General features: G+C 73.2%; 17 protein-coding genes. 9 read left to right on the top strand and 8 right to left on the bottom strand.

Annotated elements, in window-relative coordinates:
• Nucleotides 1–21: 21 nt before the first annotated feature.
• Complete coding sequence (locus tag ACIO3R_RS04055) at nucleotides 22–1,353, top strand: polysaccharide lyase family 1 protein (protein WP_385038214.1); 1,332 nt, start codon at nucleotides 22–24, stop codon at nucleotides 1,351–1,353.
• A 93-nt stretch (nucleotides 1,354–1,446) separates the two neighbouring features.
• Nucleotides 1,447–2,541, top strand: a complete 1,095-nt coding sequence (locus ACIO3R_RS04050; protein WP_402104194.1) for a pectinesterase family protein — start codon at nucleotides 1,447–1,449, stop codon at nucleotides 2,539–2,541.
• Between the two features lie 51 nt (nucleotides 2,542–2,592).
• On the opposite strand, the gene ACIO3R_RS04045 is transcribed toward ACIO3R_RS04050, so the two are convergent.
• The 8 genes from ACIO3R_RS04045 to ACIO3R_RS04010 all read right to left on the bottom strand — a co-directional run bounded on the left by ACIO3R_RS04045 (nucleotide 2,593) and on the right by ACIO3R_RS04010 (nucleotide 9,940).
• Entirely contained in the window at nucleotides 2,593–3,297 is a 705-nt protein-coding gene (locus ACIO3R_RS04045; protein WP_402103101.1) for a hypothetical protein, read from the bottom strand.
• A complete protein-coding gene (locus ACIO3R_RS04040; protein WP_385035349.1) occupies nucleotides 3,297–3,875 on the bottom strand; it encodes a SigE family RNA polymerase sigma factor in 579 nt (192 codons plus the stop codon). Before ACIO3R_RS04040 ends, ACIO3R_RS04045 begins: the two co-directional genes overlap by 1 nt.
• 254 nt (nucleotides 3,876–4,129) lie before the next feature.
• The gene (locus ACIO3R_RS04035) at nucleotides 4,130–5,581 is read right to left on the bottom strand and encodes a peptidoglycan D,D-transpeptidase FtsI family protein (protein ID WP_402103099.1); all 1,452 of its coding nucleotides are present in this window, start codon (nucleotides 5,579–5,581) and stop codon (nucleotides 4,130–4,132) included.
• A 70-nt stretch (nucleotides 5,582–5,651) separates the two neighbouring features.
• Nucleotides 5,652–6,326, bottom strand: a complete 675-nt coding sequence (locus ACIO3R_RS04030; RefSeq protein WP_402103096.1) for a response regulator — start codon at nucleotides 6,324–6,326, stop codon at nucleotides 5,652–5,654.
• Complete coding sequence (locus tag ACIO3R_RS04025; RefSeq protein WP_402103094.1) at nucleotides 6,323–7,582, bottom strand: sensor histidine kinase; 1,260 nt, start codon at nucleotides 7,580–7,582, stop codon at nucleotides 6,323–6,325. The genes ACIO3R_RS04030 and ACIO3R_RS04025 overlap by 4 nt, the downstream gene beginning before the upstream one ends.
• The gene (locus tag ACIO3R_RS04020; RefSeq protein ID WP_402103091.1) at nucleotides 7,579–8,580 is read right to left on the bottom strand and encodes a hypothetical protein; all 1,002 of its coding nucleotides are present in this window, start codon (nucleotides 8,578–8,580) and stop codon (nucleotides 7,579–7,581) included. The genes ACIO3R_RS04025 and ACIO3R_RS04020 overlap by 4 nt, the downstream gene beginning before the upstream one ends.
• Nucleotides 8,581–8,692: 112 nt before the next feature.
• Nucleotides 8,693–9,166 carry a GNAT family N-acetyltransferase gene (locus ACIO3R_RS04015; RefSeq protein ID WP_402103088.1) on the bottom strand — a complete coding sequence of 158 codons (474 nt, stop codon included), beginning with the start codon at nucleotides 9,164–9,166 and terminating at the stop codon, nucleotides 8,693–8,695.
• A gap of 3 nt (nucleotides 9,167–9,169) precedes the next feature.
• The gene (locus ACIO3R_RS04010; protein ID WP_385035339.1) at nucleotides 9,170–9,940 is read right to left on the bottom strand and encodes an IclR family transcriptional regulator; all 771 of its coding nucleotides are present in this window, start codon (nucleotides 9,938–9,940) and stop codon (nucleotides 9,170–9,172) included.
• Nucleotides 9,941–10,094: 154 nt separating this feature from the next.
• Between ACIO3R_RS04010 and ACIO3R_RS04005 the strand changes: the two genes are divergently transcribed.
• The 7 genes from ACIO3R_RS04005 (at nucleotide 10,095) to ACIO3R_RS03975 (ending at nucleotide 16,923) form a co-directional block, all read left to right on the top strand.
• Complete coding sequence (locus ACIO3R_RS04005; protein ID WP_402103084.1) at nucleotides 10,095–11,615, top strand: aldehyde dehydrogenase (NADP(+)); 1,521 nt, start codon at nucleotides 10,095–10,097, stop codon at nucleotides 11,613–11,615.
• On the top strand, nucleotides 11,612–12,223 hold the full coding sequence (locus ACIO3R_RS04000) for a DUF1349 domain-containing protein (protein ID WP_402103081.1): 612 nt from the start codon (nucleotides 11,612–11,614) through the stop codon (nucleotides 12,221–12,223). Before ACIO3R_RS04005 ends, ACIO3R_RS04000 begins: the two co-directional genes overlap by 4 nt.
• Nucleotides 12,224–12,378: 155 nt before the next feature.
• Nucleotides 12,379–13,212, top strand: coding sequence for an NAD(P)H-binding protein (locus ACIO3R_RS03995; RefSeq protein ID WP_402103078.1), 834 nt, complete (start codon nucleotides 12,379–12,381; stop codon nucleotides 13,210–13,212).
• A 163-nt stretch (nucleotides 13,213–13,375) separates the two neighbouring features.
• On the top strand, nucleotides 13,376–14,347 hold the full coding sequence (locus ACIO3R_RS03990; protein ID WP_402103075.1) for a polysaccharide lyase family 1 protein: 972 nt from the start codon (nucleotides 13,376–13,378) through the stop codon (nucleotides 14,345–14,347).
• A 119-nt stretch (nucleotides 14,348–14,466) separates the two neighbouring features.
• Nucleotides 14,467–14,961, top strand: a complete 495-nt coding sequence (locus ACIO3R_RS03985; RefSeq protein WP_385035329.1) for a GNAT family N-acetyltransferase — start codon at nucleotides 14,467–14,469, stop codon at nucleotides 14,959–14,961.
• Nucleotides 14,962–15,049: 88 nt separating this feature from the next.
• Nucleotides 15,050–15,769: a DsbA family oxidoreductase gene (locus ACIO3R_RS03980; protein WP_385035327.1), complete on the top strand. Its 720-nt coding sequence runs from the start codon at nucleotides 15,050–15,052 to the stop codon at nucleotides 15,767–15,769.
• A 92-nt stretch (nucleotides 15,770–15,861) separates the two neighbouring features.
• Nucleotides 15,862–16,923, top strand: a complete 1,062-nt coding sequence (locus tag ACIO3R_RS03975; RefSeq protein WP_402103070.1) for an aminotransferase class V-fold PLP-dependent enzyme — start codon at nucleotides 15,862–15,864, stop codon at nucleotides 16,921–16,923.
• Nucleotides 16,924–16,935: the final 12 nt, after the last annotated feature.

The following is a 16,935-nucleotide window of genomic DNA, read 5'->3' as shown; positions in this document are numbered from 1 at the left end:
AACGAGAGCTGAGGATTCGTCATGTCCGCACGCAGATCCCGCACCCGCGCCATCGCCGTCGCGATGGGCTGCGCCTCGCTGGCCCTGGCCCTGGGCGTCCCCGCCCAGGCCTCCACGCACCCCGGCGGGAAGGGAGCCGAGCGCTCGGTGCTTCCCGCAGGCGACGGCTGGGCCTCCGCGGAGGGCTCCACCACCGGGGGCGCCGCCGCCACCCCCGACCACATCTACACCGTGAGCGACCGGGCCGAGCTCATCGCCGCCTTCGAGGACGCGGGCGACGCCCCGAAGATCGTCAGGATCGACGGCACCGTCCACGGCAACGCCGACGCCGAGGGCACCCCGATCGGCTGCGACGCGTACCGGACCGACGGGTACACCCTGGACGGCTACCTCGCCGCCTACGACCCGGCCACCTGGGGCCGGACCGAGGTCCCGTCCGGCCCCATGGAGGACGCCCGGCTGGCCTCCGCGAAGCTCCAGAAGGCCGCGGTGAACGTCTACGTCCCGTCCAACACCACACTGATCGGCGTCGGCAGGGACGCCACCGTCATCGGCGCCAGCATCCAGATCCAGGGCGTCTCCAACGTCATCGTCCGCAACATCGGCTTCGAGGACACCTACGACTGCTTCCCCCAGTGGGACCCCACCGACGGGGAGACGGGCCACTGGAACTCCGAGTACGACAACCTCGTCGTCCACGGCTCCGACCACGTCTGGGTCGACCACAACACCTTCAGCGACGGGGACCGCCCCGACGCCGCCCAGCCCCGCTACTTCGACGAGCTGTACCAGCAGCACGACGGGCTCTTCGACATCGTCAAGGGCGCCGACCTGGTCACCGTGTCCTGGAACGTCCTCAAGGACCACGACAAGACGATGCTCCTGGGCAACAGCGACGGCGCCGCGGCCACCGACCGCGGCAAGCTCCGCGTCACCCTGCACCACAACCTCTTCAAGGACGTCAACGAGCGCGCGCCCCGGGTCCGCTTCGGCCAGGTCGACTCGTACAACAACCACTTCGTCGCCACCAAGGGCAGCGTCTACGGCTACTCCTACGGGGTCGGCGCCGAGTCGCACCTCGTCGCCGAGCACAACGCCTTCACCCTCAGCGGCGAGTTCGACAAGGCCAAGATCCTCAAGAAGTGGTCCGAGTCCTCGCTGACGGCCGCCGACAACTACGTCAACGGCCGCCGGACCGACCTGATCGCCGTCCACAACGCGGGCGTTCCCGAGGAACAGCTCACCTCGGGCGCCGGCTGGACCCCGGCCCTGCGCGGCAGGGTCGACCACCCGCTGCTCGTGCCGCTGCTCGTCGGCCTCGGCGCGGGCGCCGGCCGGATTCCCGGCGCCTGACACTGACCGCTGCCTGACGGGTCCGGGCAGCCCCCGGACCCGTCACCCTCTCCGCGCCCCTCCGCAGAAGGAAGCCGGCCCATGCCCGTACCCCTGCCCAGCAGACGCAGCGCCCTGACCCTGTTCGCGGGCGGCGCCGCCCTCGCCCTCGGCGCGGCCCCCGCGGCCCACGCCCACGACCGCCCCTTCGGACGCCACGGCTCCCCGTCCCGGCGCCTCGACAGCGGGACGCTGTACGTCGACGCGCACGGAAGGGGCGACCACACCGGCGTCCAGGCCGCCGTCGACGCCGCGACCGGCACCGGCCGCACCCTGGTGATCGCCCCGGGCACCTACCGCGAGACGGTCGACATCCCGGCCGCCCGGACCGGCCTCACCCTCATCGGGGCGAGCGGCGACCCGCACGACACCGCCATCGTGTACGACAACGCCAACGGCACGCCCCTGCCCGACGGTTCGGGCACCTACGGCACCAGCGGATCCGCCACCGTCACCTCCCGGCCCGCCGGCCTCACGGCGCACGCGCTGACCTTCGCCAACGACTGGCTGCGCGCCGACCACCCCGAGTACACCGGCACCCAGGCCGTCGCCATCAAGGTGACGGGCGACCGTTCCGCGTTCCACGGCTGCCGCTTCCTGGGCCACCAGGACACCCTGTACGCCGATTCCCCCGCTCTCACCGACTTCGCCCGCCAGTACTACCGCGACTGCTTCGTTCAGGGAGACGTCGACTTCGTCTTCGGCCGCGCCACAGCGGTCCTGGACCGCTGCCACTTCCGCACCCTGACCCGCACCGACCTGGACACCGCCCCGTACGGTTTCGTCTTCGCGCCCAGCACCGCCGGAGCCAACCCGCACGGCTATCTGGTGCTGCGCTCCCGCGTCACCGGCACCGCACCGGACGGCTACTTCAAACTGGCCCGCCCCTGGGTGCCCTCCTCCGACCTCACCGCACACCCGATGCTGACCGTGCGCGACACCCGGCTCGGCGCGGGCATCGACACGGACGAGCCCTACGGGACCATGTCCGCGGGCTTCCCGTGGCAGGAGCAGCGCTTCGCCGAGTACCGCAACTCGGGACCCGGAGCGCGGGCCACCGTGCCCGCCAACCGCCCCCGGCTGACCGCTGCCCAGGCGCGGCTGCACACCCCGGCCGCCTACCTCGGGGACTGGTGCCCGTACGCGTGAGGACCGGCACCGCGGCCAGGAGCTCTCGCCCTTCGGACCCGTCCGGGCCGGTCAGTGGTCCCGGCCGAAGGAGTCGCCCACCGCTGCCCGTTGACCGGAGGAACGGACGGCGTGCGCGGTCAGGGAGTCGCCCGAGGCGTCCCGTTCGCCCTCCGCGTGGTTGTACTGCCCGGCGAACGTGTGCGTGCCGGCCGGGACGGTGCGCCCCGGCCTCAGGACCCACCGGTAGACGAGGAAGCCGCCGTCCTCGGTCGCCGACACGGTGAAGTCCCGCTCGGGCAGCGAGCGCCAGGAACCGGTGCTGGTCACCCCGCCGGTGAGCGCGATCCGCAGCTCGACGGTGAGCGAGGCGAGCGGCTCGGCCGTCCGCAGCGTCACATTGCTCTGGGCCCAGTACGCGTTGCTGTGCGGGTCGACGGCGCCGTCCGTCCACAGCGGGCCGTCCTCGGTGCGCGGCGCACCGCCGGGCGCGGCCGGCGCCCCGGTGGCGGACGGCGGGGCCGCCACCCGCTTCCCGCGCGGCTCGTCGCCGCCCGCGGAGGTGACGGCGAACGCGCCGACCGCCAGCACCCCGCAGACCGCCGCCGTCGCCCCCGCGACCCGCAGCCACGGCGTCGCGGCGCGCGGCGGGCGCACGGCCCGCGCCGAGGGGCGGCCCCCGGCCATCCCGCGCTCGACCCGGGCCCGCATCCGCTCCCGGTCGGGGCGGTGCGCCCCGGCGGCGTCCCGCAGCCGCCGGGGCAACTCCTCGTCCATCACTGGCTTCCTCCGGTGCGCTGCGCCGCGACGGCCACGTGTACGTGCGCGGCGGGCGTATCGGGACCGAGCAGCCGTTGCAGTTCCGCGACGGCGCGCGAGGTCTGGCTCTTCACCGTACCCACCGAGATCCCGAGCACCAGCGAGGTGTCCCGCTCCGAGAGGTCGAAGGCGTGCCGCAGCACCACACAGGCGCGCTTGCGGAACGGCAGCCTGCGCAGCGCACCCTGGACGTCGACCACCGCGGACACGTCCGGATCGTCGACCGCGTACCCGTCCCCGCCGCCGCGCGGCGCCCAGAACAGGGCGATCCGGCGGCGCTCGCGCACCGCGCTGCGGATCCGGGTCCTGGCCAGGTTGGCCACCACACCGCGCGCGTACGCCACCGGGTGGTCGGCGTTCCTGACCCGGTCCCAGCGGTGCCAGAGCGCCAGCAGGGCGTCGGCGGCCAGATCGTCGGCGGCATCGGCCTCACCGGTCAGCAGGTGCGCGAGCCGGGCGAGTTCGGCGTAGTGGGCCTCGAAGAACGCGTGGAACTCCGCGGCGGCGGCATCGTCGGCGTCGGTGGATGTGCCCACAGCTACCTCGTCCCTGCGCTCGGATGGCCGGTGCGCGTGCCGGTCCCCGGCCGCGCACGTTCCCCGCTGTGTACGTTCCCGGACCCCGCTCACGGTGTGCGGGCGGGGCGAGAGCGTACCAGCGCACCCCGGAAGCGCTTCGACACGGGTGCGTAACCAAGTAAGGCGTAACACGGCGAAAACCTGAAGGGGCCGGGACACGGCGAACGCCCCGGCACCCGGGAACGGGGTGCCGGGGCGTCGTGTTCCTCCGGTTACCGCTGGAGCGCGGCCTTCATCATCTTCTGGGCGATCGGGGCCGCGAGGCCGTTGCCGCTGACCTCCGACGCCGCCGAACCCGAGTCCTCCACGATCACGGCGACCGCGACCTCCCGGCCGTTCGAGCTGTCCTTCGCGTACGAGGTGAACCAGGCGTACGGGGTGTTGCTGTTGTCCACACCGTTCTCGGCGGTCCCCGTCTTGCCGCCCACCTCGGCCCCGCCGATCCTGGCGTTGGTGCCGGTGCCCTGCTCCACGACGGTCACCATCGCGCTGCGCAGCTGCTTGGCCGTGGACGAGGAGACGACGCGCTTCATGTCGCCGTCCGCGAAGTCCTCCAGCGTGCCGCCCTCGGAGTCCGTCACCTTGGACACCATGTGCGGTGCGGCCAGTTCACCGCCGTTGGCGAGGGCCGCGGAGACCATCGCCATCTGGAGCGGGGTCGCGGTGACCTCGAACTGGCCGATGCCCGTCAGCGCCGTCTGGGCCTTGTCCATCCCGGTCGGGTAGACGCTCTCGTAGGCCCTGACCGGCACATCGAGGTCCTTCGTGTTGAAGCCGAACTTCTCGGCCATCGCCCGCACCTTGTCCTGGCCGAGGTCGGCGGCGACCTTGCCGAATACGTTGTTGCACGAGTACTGGAGCGCCACCCGCAGCGTCGCGTTCTCGCAGGGGGCGGAGGCGCTCTCGTTCGGCAGGGGGGTGCTGGTGCCGGGCAGGGTGTACGGCACCGGGCTCCTGGTGGCCTCGTCGACCGAGCTGTACAGCCCGTTCTCCAGCGCGGCGGACGCCACCACCAGCTTGAACGTCGAACCGGGCGCCAGCGGCTGCCGCAGCGCACGGTTGATCAGCGGCTTGTCCGGGTCGGTGAGCAGCTTCTTCCAGGTGTCGCCGTCCGCCGTCCCGCTGGTGTCCGACGGGTCGTAGGACGGCGAGGACACCATCCCCAGGATCTGCCCGCTCTTCGGGTCGATCGCCACGGCCGCGCCCTTGTCGTCGCCGAGCGCCTCGGCCGCGGCCTTCTGCACGTCCGGGTCGATCGTGGTGAGCACACTGCCGGGAGCGGTCTTCTTGCCGGTGACCACGTCGAGGGGGTTCTTCAGCCGGTCGTCGGTGCCGTCGAGCACATGGCTGTAGATCCCTTCGAGCTGGGTGGTGCCGTAGGCCTGCGAGCTGTATCCGGTGACGGCGGTGTAGAGGCCGCCCTGCTTGTAGGTGCGCTTGTACGCGAGATCGCTGCCCTCCGTCCTCTTCGATCCGGTGACCGGCGAGCCGGCCACGATGATGTCCCCGAGCGGGCGCGCGTACTGCGCGATGGTGTTCCGCCGGTTGTGGTCGTTGTCTGCGAGCGCCTTCGCCTGGTACGCCTGCACCCAGGTCGCCCGCCCCAGCAGGGCGAGGACCAGCAGCAGGCAGAAGACCGAGGCGCGCCTTATGGTCTTGTTCATCCCGTACAAGGGACGTGCGGGGCGCGGCGCGTCGTTCCCGGGTGTGCGGCTTCTCACCCATTACTCATCGTCACGCCGTGCCCATGGCTCGGCCCGGTGTGACGAACCCCGACTCGTAGGCCGCGATGACCGCCTGGGCGCGGTCCCGGGAACCGGTCTTCGCGAGGACGCCCGCCACATGGGTCTTCGCCGTCGCCGCGCCCACCCGCAGCCGGGCGGCGATCTCCGCGTTGGTGAGCCCGGCCGCCATCAGGCGCAGGACGTCCGCCTCCCGGTCGGTGAGCCGGGCCACCCAGGCGGGTGCGGCGGACGGCCGCCTCCCGTACCCGGCCGCCAGGCCCCGTACCGCCGCGGGGAAGAGCAGCGAGTCGCTCCGGGCCACCAGCCGCACCGCCTGCACCAGGTCCTCGGCCGCAGCCCGCTTGAGGAGGAAGCCGGCTGCCCCGGCGCGCAGCGCCTCGTACACGTAGGAGTCGTGCTCGAAGGTGGTGACGACGATGACGCGCGGAGCCGGGTCGAGGGCGGCCAGGATCCGCTCGGTGGCCCGGATGCCGTCGGTCTCCGGCATCCGCACATCCATCAGCACCACGTCGGGGCGCAGCGCGCGCACCACGGAGACGGCCTCCGCGCCGGTCGAGGCCTCACCGACGACCTCCAGCCCGGTCTCGGCGTCCAGGATGGCCCGCAGGGCGGTACGGACCATGCGCTCGTCGTCCGCGACGACGATCCGACCCGTCGCGCTCACGGCCGCGCCCCGCCGGGCGTGTGCAGGGGGAGGCAGGCGGTCAGCCGCCACCCTCCGTCGTGCGGTCCGGCCCCGGTACGGCCGCCGAGGAGTACGGCGCGCTCGGTGATGCCGCGCAGCCCGTGGCCGCCACCGGGGCGGACCGCGGGCGGGCGTTCGGGCAGCGGACTGTCCATGACGATCTCCAGTTCCTCCGTGCGCACGGTGATCCGCAACCGGACCGGCGCACCGCGCCCGCCGTGCCGCAGCGCGTTGCTCAGGCCCTCCTGCGCGATCCGGTACGCCTCGCGCGCCACGGCCTCCGGCACCGTGCCCCGGTCGCCCTCCGCGGTGTAGGCGACGGGCACCCCGCAGTGGGCCAGCAGTCCGTCCAGCGCGTCGAGCCCCGGTCCCGCCGGGCCGTCGCCGCCCGCTGCGTCCTCGGCGTCCCGCCGCAGCAGCCCGAGCACCGAGTCGAGCTCGCCGACCGTGCGCCGCGTCGTCTCCTCGATCGCGGCCAGCGCCTCGCGGACGAACTCCGGGTCGCTGTCCAGCACCCTGCGGGCGGCGCCGGCCTGGAGGGTGACGGCGCTGAGCGCGTGGCCGACCGAGTCGTGCAGGTCCCGGGCCAGCCGGTTGCGTACCGCCAGAGCGGCCGCCCGGCGTTCGGCGGCGGCGAGCCGGTCGTCGGGGGTCGGCCCCAGCAGCACCGGCGCCCGGTCCGCCAGCAGCGCCCCGGCCGCCGCCGCGCAGCCGGCCAGTGCCGCCAGCATCGCGATCCCGGCGAGCGGCGCGAGGGCCAGGAGCGACGGCCGGTCCAGTGCCTCCGGCACGTCGATCACCGGGGAGTGGCGCGCGTCCGCGAAGAACGGCAGCACCGTCACGCCCACCGCGAACGGGATCAGCGCCAGCGTCATGCCGCTGACGATGCCGCCGAGGGCCACGTGCAGGGTGTACCAGAGCGCCGCGCGGACCCGCGCCTGCCGGGTCCTGGCCGGGCCGTCCGCGAGGGGCCGCTCCGGCGGCAGGCCGCACAGGGCGCGGGCGGCGGCCACCGACAGCGGCCGGGCGAGCGGGAAGAGCGCGGTCACGGCGGCCATCGGCAGGGCGAGGCCGAAGGCGGCCAACTGGCTGACGAGCGAGCCGAAGACGGTGGTGTCCGTACGGTAGGAGCCGACGATCACCGTGCCCACCAGGAAGTACGGCATCAACAGGGCGCCGCCGAGGATCAGATGCAGCCAGCGCAGCCGGGCCCGCCGCCCGAGCGGCGGCGTCACGCCCGGAGGCCGGACGGCGGCCGCGCACCGGCCGCGCGCTCCGCCAGGAAGTACGCGCCCAGGGTCACCACCAGTGTCCCGGCCAGCATCTGCACAGCGTAGGTCAGCACCATGGCGGGGGTGGGCCGATCGGCGATGTCGGCGACGGAGCCCAGCGAGGCGAGGCACAGCCAGCCGCCCCAGCAGCCCGTCGCGCCGGAGCCGGCCCAGGCCAGGGCGAGCGGCACCCGCAGCGGAGTCGCGGAGCCGCGGCGGAAGGCGAGGAGCAGGACGCCCGCGACCATGAGGACGACGAAGAGGACATCGACCGCCTCCAGGGCGTAGAAGTCGCTGGACCGTTCCGCGGTCCGGGACGCGTTCAACCCGGCGGTCGAGCCCGTGGCCCAGAGCAGGTGCGTGGTGCCCGGCACCAGGGCGGCGAGCGAGGCGGCGACGGCGCCCGCGCGCAGGGCGGGCGTGGTGGGGGTGTCCGGCAGCCCGCGCAGCGTGCCCGCCCAGAGGTGGCCCCAGCGGTCCTTGGCGTACAGGACGAACAGGGTGCCCAGAGCCACTCCCTGGAGGATGAATCCGGTGTAGACGACGCCGAACACCCACGCGTCGAGGAAGGGGCGGGCGGCGTCGTGGGCCAGGGTCTTCCCGCCCCCGGCCCTGACCAGCAGTTGCAGGGGATAGCCGGTCATGATCGGCAGCAGCAGACCGGTCGCCACCCAGATCGGCGGCACGAGCAGCCAGGCGGGCAGGCGCCGGCCCCGCGGCCGGGTGAGCAGCAGGGCGATGACCACGACCGCGCCGTCCATCAGGACCGATGTGCTGTTGGCGACGATCATCGTCGTGCGGTGGTCGAGGAGCGAGCTGCCGGCGGGGATGCCGAGGCGACTGCCGCAGATCCAGGCCGCCTTGATCGCGATGTAGGGCAGGCAGGAGAGGATCGCGAGGGTACGGAGCCCGGTGCGGAGGCGGCCGGTGACCGGGGCCGGTGCGAGCGGTGTCGGTGTCATGCCGCCCACGCTTCCGCGCGGCCCGCGCGCGCACGTCATGCCGGACGACGATCCGCCTCCGCCGCGCGGCGGAGGCACACCACCGGACGGATGACCGGCCGGCCGCGCGGGTTCACCCGGGCAGGGTGAACAGCAGCTCGTCCGTCTCCTCGCCGCGGGCGTGCGCCCAGCCGTGGTCCTTGCCCGTCACGGTGAACCCGCACTTCTCCAGCACCCGCCGGGACCCCGCGTTGTCGGTCGCGGCACGCGCGTACAGCGGGCGCTCCGGTACGGAGCCGAGCAGCGCCCGCAGCGCAGCCGTGGCCAGCCCGCGGCCCCAGTGCGCGCGGTCGATCCAGAAGGTGACCTCGCGGTCGTCCGGCGGTCCGTAGACGCCGGCGTTGCCGACCGCCACCCCGTCGGCGAGCACGGTCCGCATCACGACCGACCCGTCGGCCAGGATGCGCGTCCAGTGGGCGTCGAACGCGTGCCGGTCGGTGGGGTCCTCGGCGGTGAAGGCGGCCGCGCGGACCGACTCGGGGTCGGCCATCCACGCGAAGAACAGCGGCAGGTCGCCGTCCTGTACCGGTCGCAGCGAGACATTCACGGGTCAGAGCCTCCGGGTCGCGAGGGTCAGCCGGTCGCGCGCGTCGAACAGCGCGTCCTTGACCATCTGTTCGTGCGCGGGCGTGAGCCGGGCGACCGGCACCGAGCAGCTGATGGCGTCACGGGCCGGGGTGCGGTACGGGATCGCGACACCGAAGCAGCGCAGTCCCAGGGTGTTCTCCTCGCGGTCCACCGCGTAGCCCTGCTCGCGGATCAGGCGCAGCTCCTCGATGAGCTTCTCCCGGTCGGTCAGGGTGTGCTCGGTCAGCGCGGGCAGCGTCGCGGGCAGCATCTTGCGCACCTGCTCGTCGCTGTGGGTGGCCAGCAGCGCCTTGCCGAGCGAGGTGGAGTGCGCGGGCAGCCGGCGGCCGACGCGGGTGAAGGGGCGCAGATAGTGCTGGGACTGGCGGGTGGCGAGGTACACCACGTTCGTCCCGTCGAGACGGGCCAGGTGGATGGTCTCCGTGGTGTCGTCCGAGAGCCGGTCCAGGGTGGGGCGGGACGCCGCGACCACCTCGTCGCCGTCGATGTACGAGGTGCCGACCAGCAGCGCCCGTACGCCGATCCCGTACCGGGTCCCCGTCGCGTCCGTCTCCACCCAGCCCAGCTCGACCAGGGTGCGCAACAGCATGTAGAGGCTGGACTTGGGGTATCCGACAGCCTCCTGCACCGCGGCGAGCGAGTGCATGCCCGGCCGCCCGGCGAAGTACTCCAGCAGTTCCACCGTCCGTACCGCGGACTTGACCTGTGCCCCACCAGACTCGGCAACCGACATCGCCCTACGCCCCTTCCAGCCCACTTACGAAACCTGCGACTTCTTGCCAACACCGAACGCCCGGAAATAGAGTCGCTTCATATTCACGATCAGGAACTCTGTTCAGAATACCGAACAACTTCTGATGTGTGGCAGTGGAGCGGAAGGAAACACGGTGGCAGCAGCACCAGTCTGGAGCGTCGACCCCCGCACCGGGAACCCGCGTGAGCAGGTTGCGGTGGAGGCTACAGCGGAGGAGGTCGACCGGGCGGTGCGGGCCGCCCACGCCGTACGCGCCTCGCTCGCCGACCGCACCGTGCGCGCCGCGTTCCTGCGCACGGCGGCCGATCTGCTCGCCGAGGCCGGTGAGCACGTCATCGAGGCCGCCGACGCCGAGACGGCACTCGGCCCGGCCCGGCTCACCGGCGAACTCGCGCGTACCGCAGCCCAGTTGAGGGCCTTCGCGGAGGTCGTGGACGAGGGTGCGTTCCTCGACATCCACATCGACCACGAGGACGCCACCCGCACCCCGCCGTGGCCCGACCTGCGGCGCTACAAGATCCCGCTCGGCGTCGTCGCCGTCTACGCGGCCAGCAACTTCCCGCTCGCGTTCTCCGTCCCCGGCGGCGACACCGCCAGCGCCCTCGCGGCCGGCTGCCCGGTCGTCGTCAAGGCGCACCCCGACCACCCGGCGACCTCCGAACTCTGCGCCTCCGTGCTGCGCAGGGCCGCCGCCCAGGTCGGACTCCCCGAGGACGTCCTGACCCTGGTGCACGGCTTCGACGCGGGCGTCGAGCTCGTCCGCCACCCGCTCGTCAGCGCGGCCGGCTTCACCGGCTCTGTGCGCGGCGGCCGCGCCCTCTTCGACGCGGCGGCGGCCCGGCCCGCTCCCATTCCGTTCCACGGCGAGCTCGGCTCCCTCAACCCCGTCGTCGTCACCGAGGCGGCCGCCGCCGAGCGCGGCGAGCAGATCGGTGCCGGACTGGCGGGCTCGATGACCATGGGCGCGGGCCAGTTCTGCACCAAGCCCGGGTTCGTCCTGGCCCCCGCAGGCCCGACCGGCGACCGGCTGCTGAAGGCGCTCACCGAGGCGGTCAGCGACACCGAGGCGGGCGTCCTGCTCGACCACCGGATGCGCGACGCCTTCCTCGCCGGAGTGCGCGAGCGCGCCGAACTCCCGGACGTGGACGCCCCGGTGACCCCCGGCGCGGGCGGCGAACACACCGTCGCGGCCGGCTTCCTGACCGTACCGGCCCGCCTCCTCACCACCGAGGGCCCGCACGACGCCCTCCTGGAGGAGTGCTTCGGCCCGGTCACCGTCGTGGCCCGTTACACCTCCGAGGACGAGATCGCCGCGGTCCTCTCCCGGCTGCCCGGCAACCTCACCGCCACCCTCCAGATCGCCACCGAGGAGGCCGACGGCAGCGCCGCCGCCCTCCTCGCCGCGCTCACCCCGCTGGCCGGACGCGTCCTGGTCAACGGCTGGCCGACCGGCGTCGCCGTCGCCCCCGCCCAGCACCACGGCGGCCCCTACCCCGCCACCACCTCCACCTCCACCTCGGTCGGCGCCACCGCGATCGAACGCTGGCTGCGACCGGTCAGCTACCAGACCACTCCCGATGCGCTGCTCCCGCCGGAGCTCCGCGAGGACAACCCGCAGGGCCTGCCCCGCCGGGTGGACGGACGCCGCTCATGACTCTGCGACTCCCCGAACTCCCCTTCGGCCTCGAAGCGTTCGGCCCGGCCACCGGGTGGAACTACGAGGACGGCACCCTGACCGCCCGCGCGGGCGCCCGGCAGGACCGCTTCGTCCCGCCGGGCGGCGCCGCCCTCGACTCCGAGAGCGACGCGCCCCGGCTGCTGGGCACCGCCCCGGAGGGCGACTTCCAGCTGATCGCCCGGGTGAAGGTCGGTTTCGCCGCCGCCTTCGACGCGGGGGTCCTCTACCTCCACGTCGGCGACCGCGAGTGGGCCAAGCTCTGCCTGGAACTCTCCCCGGACCACCCCACCATCTGCACCGTCGTCACCCGGGGCCACTCCGACGACGTCAACTCCTCCGTCGTGGACGGCGACAGCCACTGGCTGCGGCTGAGCCGTACCGGCAACGTCTTCGCCTGCCACGCCTCCGCCGACGGCGAGAAGTGGACCTTCGTCCGCGTCTTCGCCCTGGGCACCCCGGAGCAGGCGGCGGCCGCGGCCGTCGGCTTCCTGGTCCAGTCACCCACGGGGGAGGGCTGCGAGGCCTCCTTCGACCGGATCGTGTTCCGCCCGACGGGCCTCGCCGACCTCCGCGACGGCAGCTGACCGAAGCCCCGCCGCGCGTACGCGCCGTGACGCCCGTCGTCACGGCGCGTACGCGTGGGGCCGACGGGGCGGGCGCGAACGGCGCCTTGACCTGAAGTCCGCTTGGGGTTCTAGCGTGTGGTCCGGTTCATCACCTGACGACGGGAGACACGCTCATGATCCTCGTGACCGGAGCCACCGGAAACATCGGCACCGCGCTGTTGAAGGAACTGCACGCAACCGGCGCCGGTCCGCTCAGGGGGCTCACCCGTGACGCCTCACGGGTGACCTTCCCCGACGGGGTCCAGGCCGTGGAGGGCGACTTCGCGGAGCCGGCGTCCCTGAAGCCCGCGCTGGAAGGGGTGCGCTCGATGTTCCTCGTGTCGCGCCTCGGCCCGGACGCCGACATCCTCGAAGCCGCCCGGCGGGCGGGTGTGGAGCACGTCGTGCTGGTGTCGTCGATCACCGTCCTGACCCACCCCCGCCTCGGTCCCGCCGGTGAGAACCTGGCGGTGGAGGAACTGCTCGGAGCGAGCGGCATGGCCTGGACGATCCTGCGGCCGACGCAGTTCGCCTCCAACGCCCTCATGTGGGCCGCCTCCATCCGCGGCCACGAGACCGTCCGCGCGCCGTACGCGCAGACCGCGCTGCCGACCATCCACCCCGCGGACATCGCGTCGGTGGCACGGGTGGCGCTGACCGAGCCCGGTCACCGCGGCCGCGCGTACGCCCTGACCGGTCCGGAGCCGGTGAGCGCCCGCGGGCAGGCCGAGGCCATCGCGGCCGTACTGGGCCGGGAGGTGCCCTTCGCCGAGATCAGCCGCGAGGAGGCCCACGCGCGGATGGCCGCCGTGTTCGGGGCCGAAGCCGCGGACGCGGTACTGGACGTCACCGGCGGAGACGTGAACGACGAGCTGCTCAGGGTGCGCGACACGGTCGCCCAGGTCACCGGAACGCCGGCCCGCCCGTTCCGGCAGTGGGCCTCGGAGAACGCCGACGCCTTCCGCTGACCCGTCCGCCGGCCCCTCCGCGAAATTGCGTCCCCGACCCGGCAACCCCCGGCTCCCCGGCGACGACAACAGGGAGACAGCGGCTCGCGAGCGCAGACACCGCACCGCTCGCGAGCCGCCCAGCACCGCACCCTCCCGCACGTCGTCGTACCGAAGGGACATCATGCGCACCCACCTCCGCACCCGTAGCCGCAGTCTCACGGCCCTCGCCGCCGCGACAGTCGCCGTCGTCTCCGTCGCCCTGCTTCCGGGCGCCGCCGGCGCCGCCGAATCCTCCCCCGTGGGCTACGGCGCCGGCACGACCGGCGGCGGCAGCTCCGCCGCCGTGACCGTTACCGGCCTCGCCGCGTTCAAGACGGCCGTGACCGGCACCGCCGCCAAGACGGTCAAGGTCAGCGGCATCATCTCGCTGAGCGGCCAGGTCGACGTCGGGTCCAACACCACGGTGCTCGGCGTCGGTTCGGCCTCCGGGTTCACCGGCGGCGGGCTGCGGCTGAAGAACTCGACGAACATCGTGATCCGCAATCTCAACATCAGCAAGCCGGTGGCCCCCGCCGACGGGATCACCGTGCAGAAGTCCACCAAGGTGTGGATCGACCACAACACCTTCTCCGCCGACCGTGACCACGACAAGGACTACTACGACGGCCTGCTCGACATCACCCACGCCTCCGACCAGGTCACCGTCTCCTGGAACACCTTCAAGGACCACTACAAGGGCAGCCTGGTCGGCCACAGCGACAGCAACGCGAGCGAGGACACCGGCCACCTCCGTGTGACCTACCACCACAACTACTTCAACAACGTCAACTCCCGTATCCCCAGCCTCCGTTTCGGCACCGGGCACTTCTACGACAACTACGTCGTGGGCGCCTCGACAGCCGTGCACTCCCGGATGGGCGCGCAGATGCTGGTGGAGAACAACGTCTTCCGCGGCACCGGCGTCGCCATCACCACCATCCGTGACAGCGACAAGGACGGCTACGTCGTGGAGCGCGGCAACGACCTCGGCGGAGCGGCCACCGAGATCTCGCAGGTCGGCACGTTGACCCAGGTGCCGTACTCGTACACCGCGGAACCGGCCTCGTCCGTCGTCTCCTCGGTGACCGGCGGGGCCGGCGCCGGCAAGATCTAGACGATCAGCGGCGGAGGGTGCCCCGCCCCGCCGGGACACCCTCCGCCGCCTCGGCCGTCCCGTTCGTCAGGGGCGGACACGACCGCAACCTCCGGACGGCCGGACGCGTCCCCTTCACCATGATCAGAACCGCGGCCCCCGCCGATCTCGACGCGATAGTCCACCTGCACACCGAGGCACGCGCCACCTACTACCGGGGCCACCTCCCGGAGGAGGAGTACCAGGGCTCCGAGGAGGTCGGCCGCAGCCGGGAGGGCTGGGCGCGCGCCATCGGCCGGGCCGAGTCCACCGTGCTCTGCGCCGAACGGGACGGTGTCCTCGCGGGCATCGCGGCCCACGCCGTGCGCGACGGCGTCATGCACCTCACCCAGCTCCATGTCGCCCCGGCCCACTGGCGCCGGGGCATCGGGACGGAACTGCACGACGCGTGTGTGGCGGCCTGGCAGCGGGACGGCGTGGCGGAGGCCCGCCTGGAGGTCTTCGTCCACAACAGCCGCGCCCAGTCGTTCTACGTGGCCCACGGCTGGACCCCCGACCCGGCGCACCCCCGCGCGGGCACCCATCTGGTGCTGCGCCTGACGGTGCCGGGCGCCGGAGGCGAGCCCGGGGAATGACCGGGGCCCGGACACGCGTTCAGAGAGAGCGGAGGGTCCCTCCGTGCCGCGTGAGCGGCCGCCCGAGAGCCTGGAGAGAAGAAGAGTCATGCGCGTCGAGATCTGGAGCGACATCGCCTGCCCGTGGTGCTACATCGGCAAGGCCCGTTTCGAGAAGGGCCTGGCAGGGTTCGCCCACCGCGACGAGGTCGAGGTGGTGCACCGCTCCTTCGAGCTCGACCCCGGGCGCGCCAAGGGCGACACCGCGCAGGTCATCGACATGCTGGCGCAGAAGTACGGCCGTACCCCCGAGGAAGCCCGGTCCATGGAGGCGAACGTCGCGGCCAACGCGCACGCCGAAGGGCTCGGCTACCGCACCGAGGGGCGTGACCACGGCAGCACCTTCGACATCCACCGGCTGCTGCACCTGGCCAAGGCCCGCGGCCGGCAGGACGAGCTGCTGGACCTCGCCTACCGGGCGAACTTCGCCGAGGAGCGGTCCGTGTTCGACGGCGACGTGCTGATCGAGCTCGCCGTCGAGGCCGGTCTGGACGCCGACGAGGCGCGTGCGGTGCTCGCCGACCCGCAGGCGTACGCGGCCGAGGTGCGGGCCGACGAGCGGGAGGCGTCCGAACTGGGTGCCAACGGGGTGCCGTTCTTCGTGCTGGACCGGCGGTACGGGATCTCCGGCGGCCAGCCCGCCGAGGTCTTCGCACAGGCGCTGGAACAGGCGTGGCAGGACCGCCCGCTGACCGCGATCGGCGGGGACGCGGCGGCGTGCGACGCCGACGGCGCGTGCGAGGTTCCGGCTGCCGGCGGCAACGGCTGACCTCCGGTCACCCGCATACATAAGCATCGCTTGGGGTCACCCCTTAACTCTTGGTGATTGACTATGAGTCAAGGGGGCTTCAGGCTGGGCGCATGATGATCTCTTCGCTCAGCCGTGCGGTCGACGCCGAGTTCGCGCCGGAGACCGCCTACCTCAACACCTCCAGCTGCGGGCTGCTGCCCCGCCGGACCGTCGACGCGGTGAAGGCCCTCGCCGAGGAGAACGCCACCGGACGCAGGGCCGGCGCGGGTGACGCGGAGGCGGTGGAGCGGGCCAGGGACGGATTCGCCCGGATCGCCGGTGTCGGCCCCGGAAGGGTCGCGGTCGGCAGCTCCGTCGCCGTCCATGTGGGGCTGATCGCCTGCTCCCTGCCGGCCGGGTCCGAAGTGCTCGCGCCCGAGGGGGAGTTCAGCTCGGTCACCAGTCCGTTCGCGGTCCGCGGCGACCTCAGGACGCGGTACGTCCCACTGGCGGACCTCGCCGACGCGGTGCGCGCGGAGACCGCTCTCGTCGCCTTCTCCTCGGTGCAGTCCGCCGACGGCCGGCTCGCCGACCTGGACGCCGTGCGGGCCGCTGCGGCCGCCCACGGCGCCCGTACGCTGCTGGACGCCACCCAGTCCGCGGGCTGGCTGCCCCTGGACGCGGGGACGTACGACTACACGGTCACCGGCGGTTTCAAATTCCTGCTCTGCCCCCGGGGCACGTCGTTCCTCACCGTCACCGAGGAGGCGCAGCGGTCGCTGGCGCCGGTCTTCCCCGGCTGGGTCGCGGCGGCGGACTCGTGGAACAGCCTCTACGAACCGGTCCGGACCCTCGCCCCCGGCGCCCGCCGCTACGACGAAGCGCCCGCGTTCCTTCCGTACCACGGCGCCGAGCACTCCCTCGCGCTGCTGAACGAGATCGGCGTCGACGCCCTCCATGACCACGCCACCGGGCTCGCGGCCCGGTTCCGGGCGGGGCTGACCGGGCTGGGGCACAAGCCGGTGCCGGGGACGACGGCCGTCGTCGCGGCGCCCGGACTCGGCGACCGGGCGGCGGACCTGGAGCGCGCCGGGGTGATGGTCTCCGACCGGGCCGGAAATCTGCGGGCGTCCTTCCACCTGTACAACACCGAGGCCGACGTGGACCGCGCGCTGGACGTGCTGTCCGGCTGACCCCCGGCGCGG

Origin of the sequence: Streptomyces sp. NPDC087428 (assembly GCF_044744085.1) — a bacterium.
In the GTDB taxonomy this organism is placed as follows: domain Bacteria; phylum Actinomycetota; class Actinomycetes; order Streptomycetales; family Streptomycetaceae; genus Streptomyces.
This window is presented reverse-complemented; position numbering and strand designations above follow the sequence as displayed.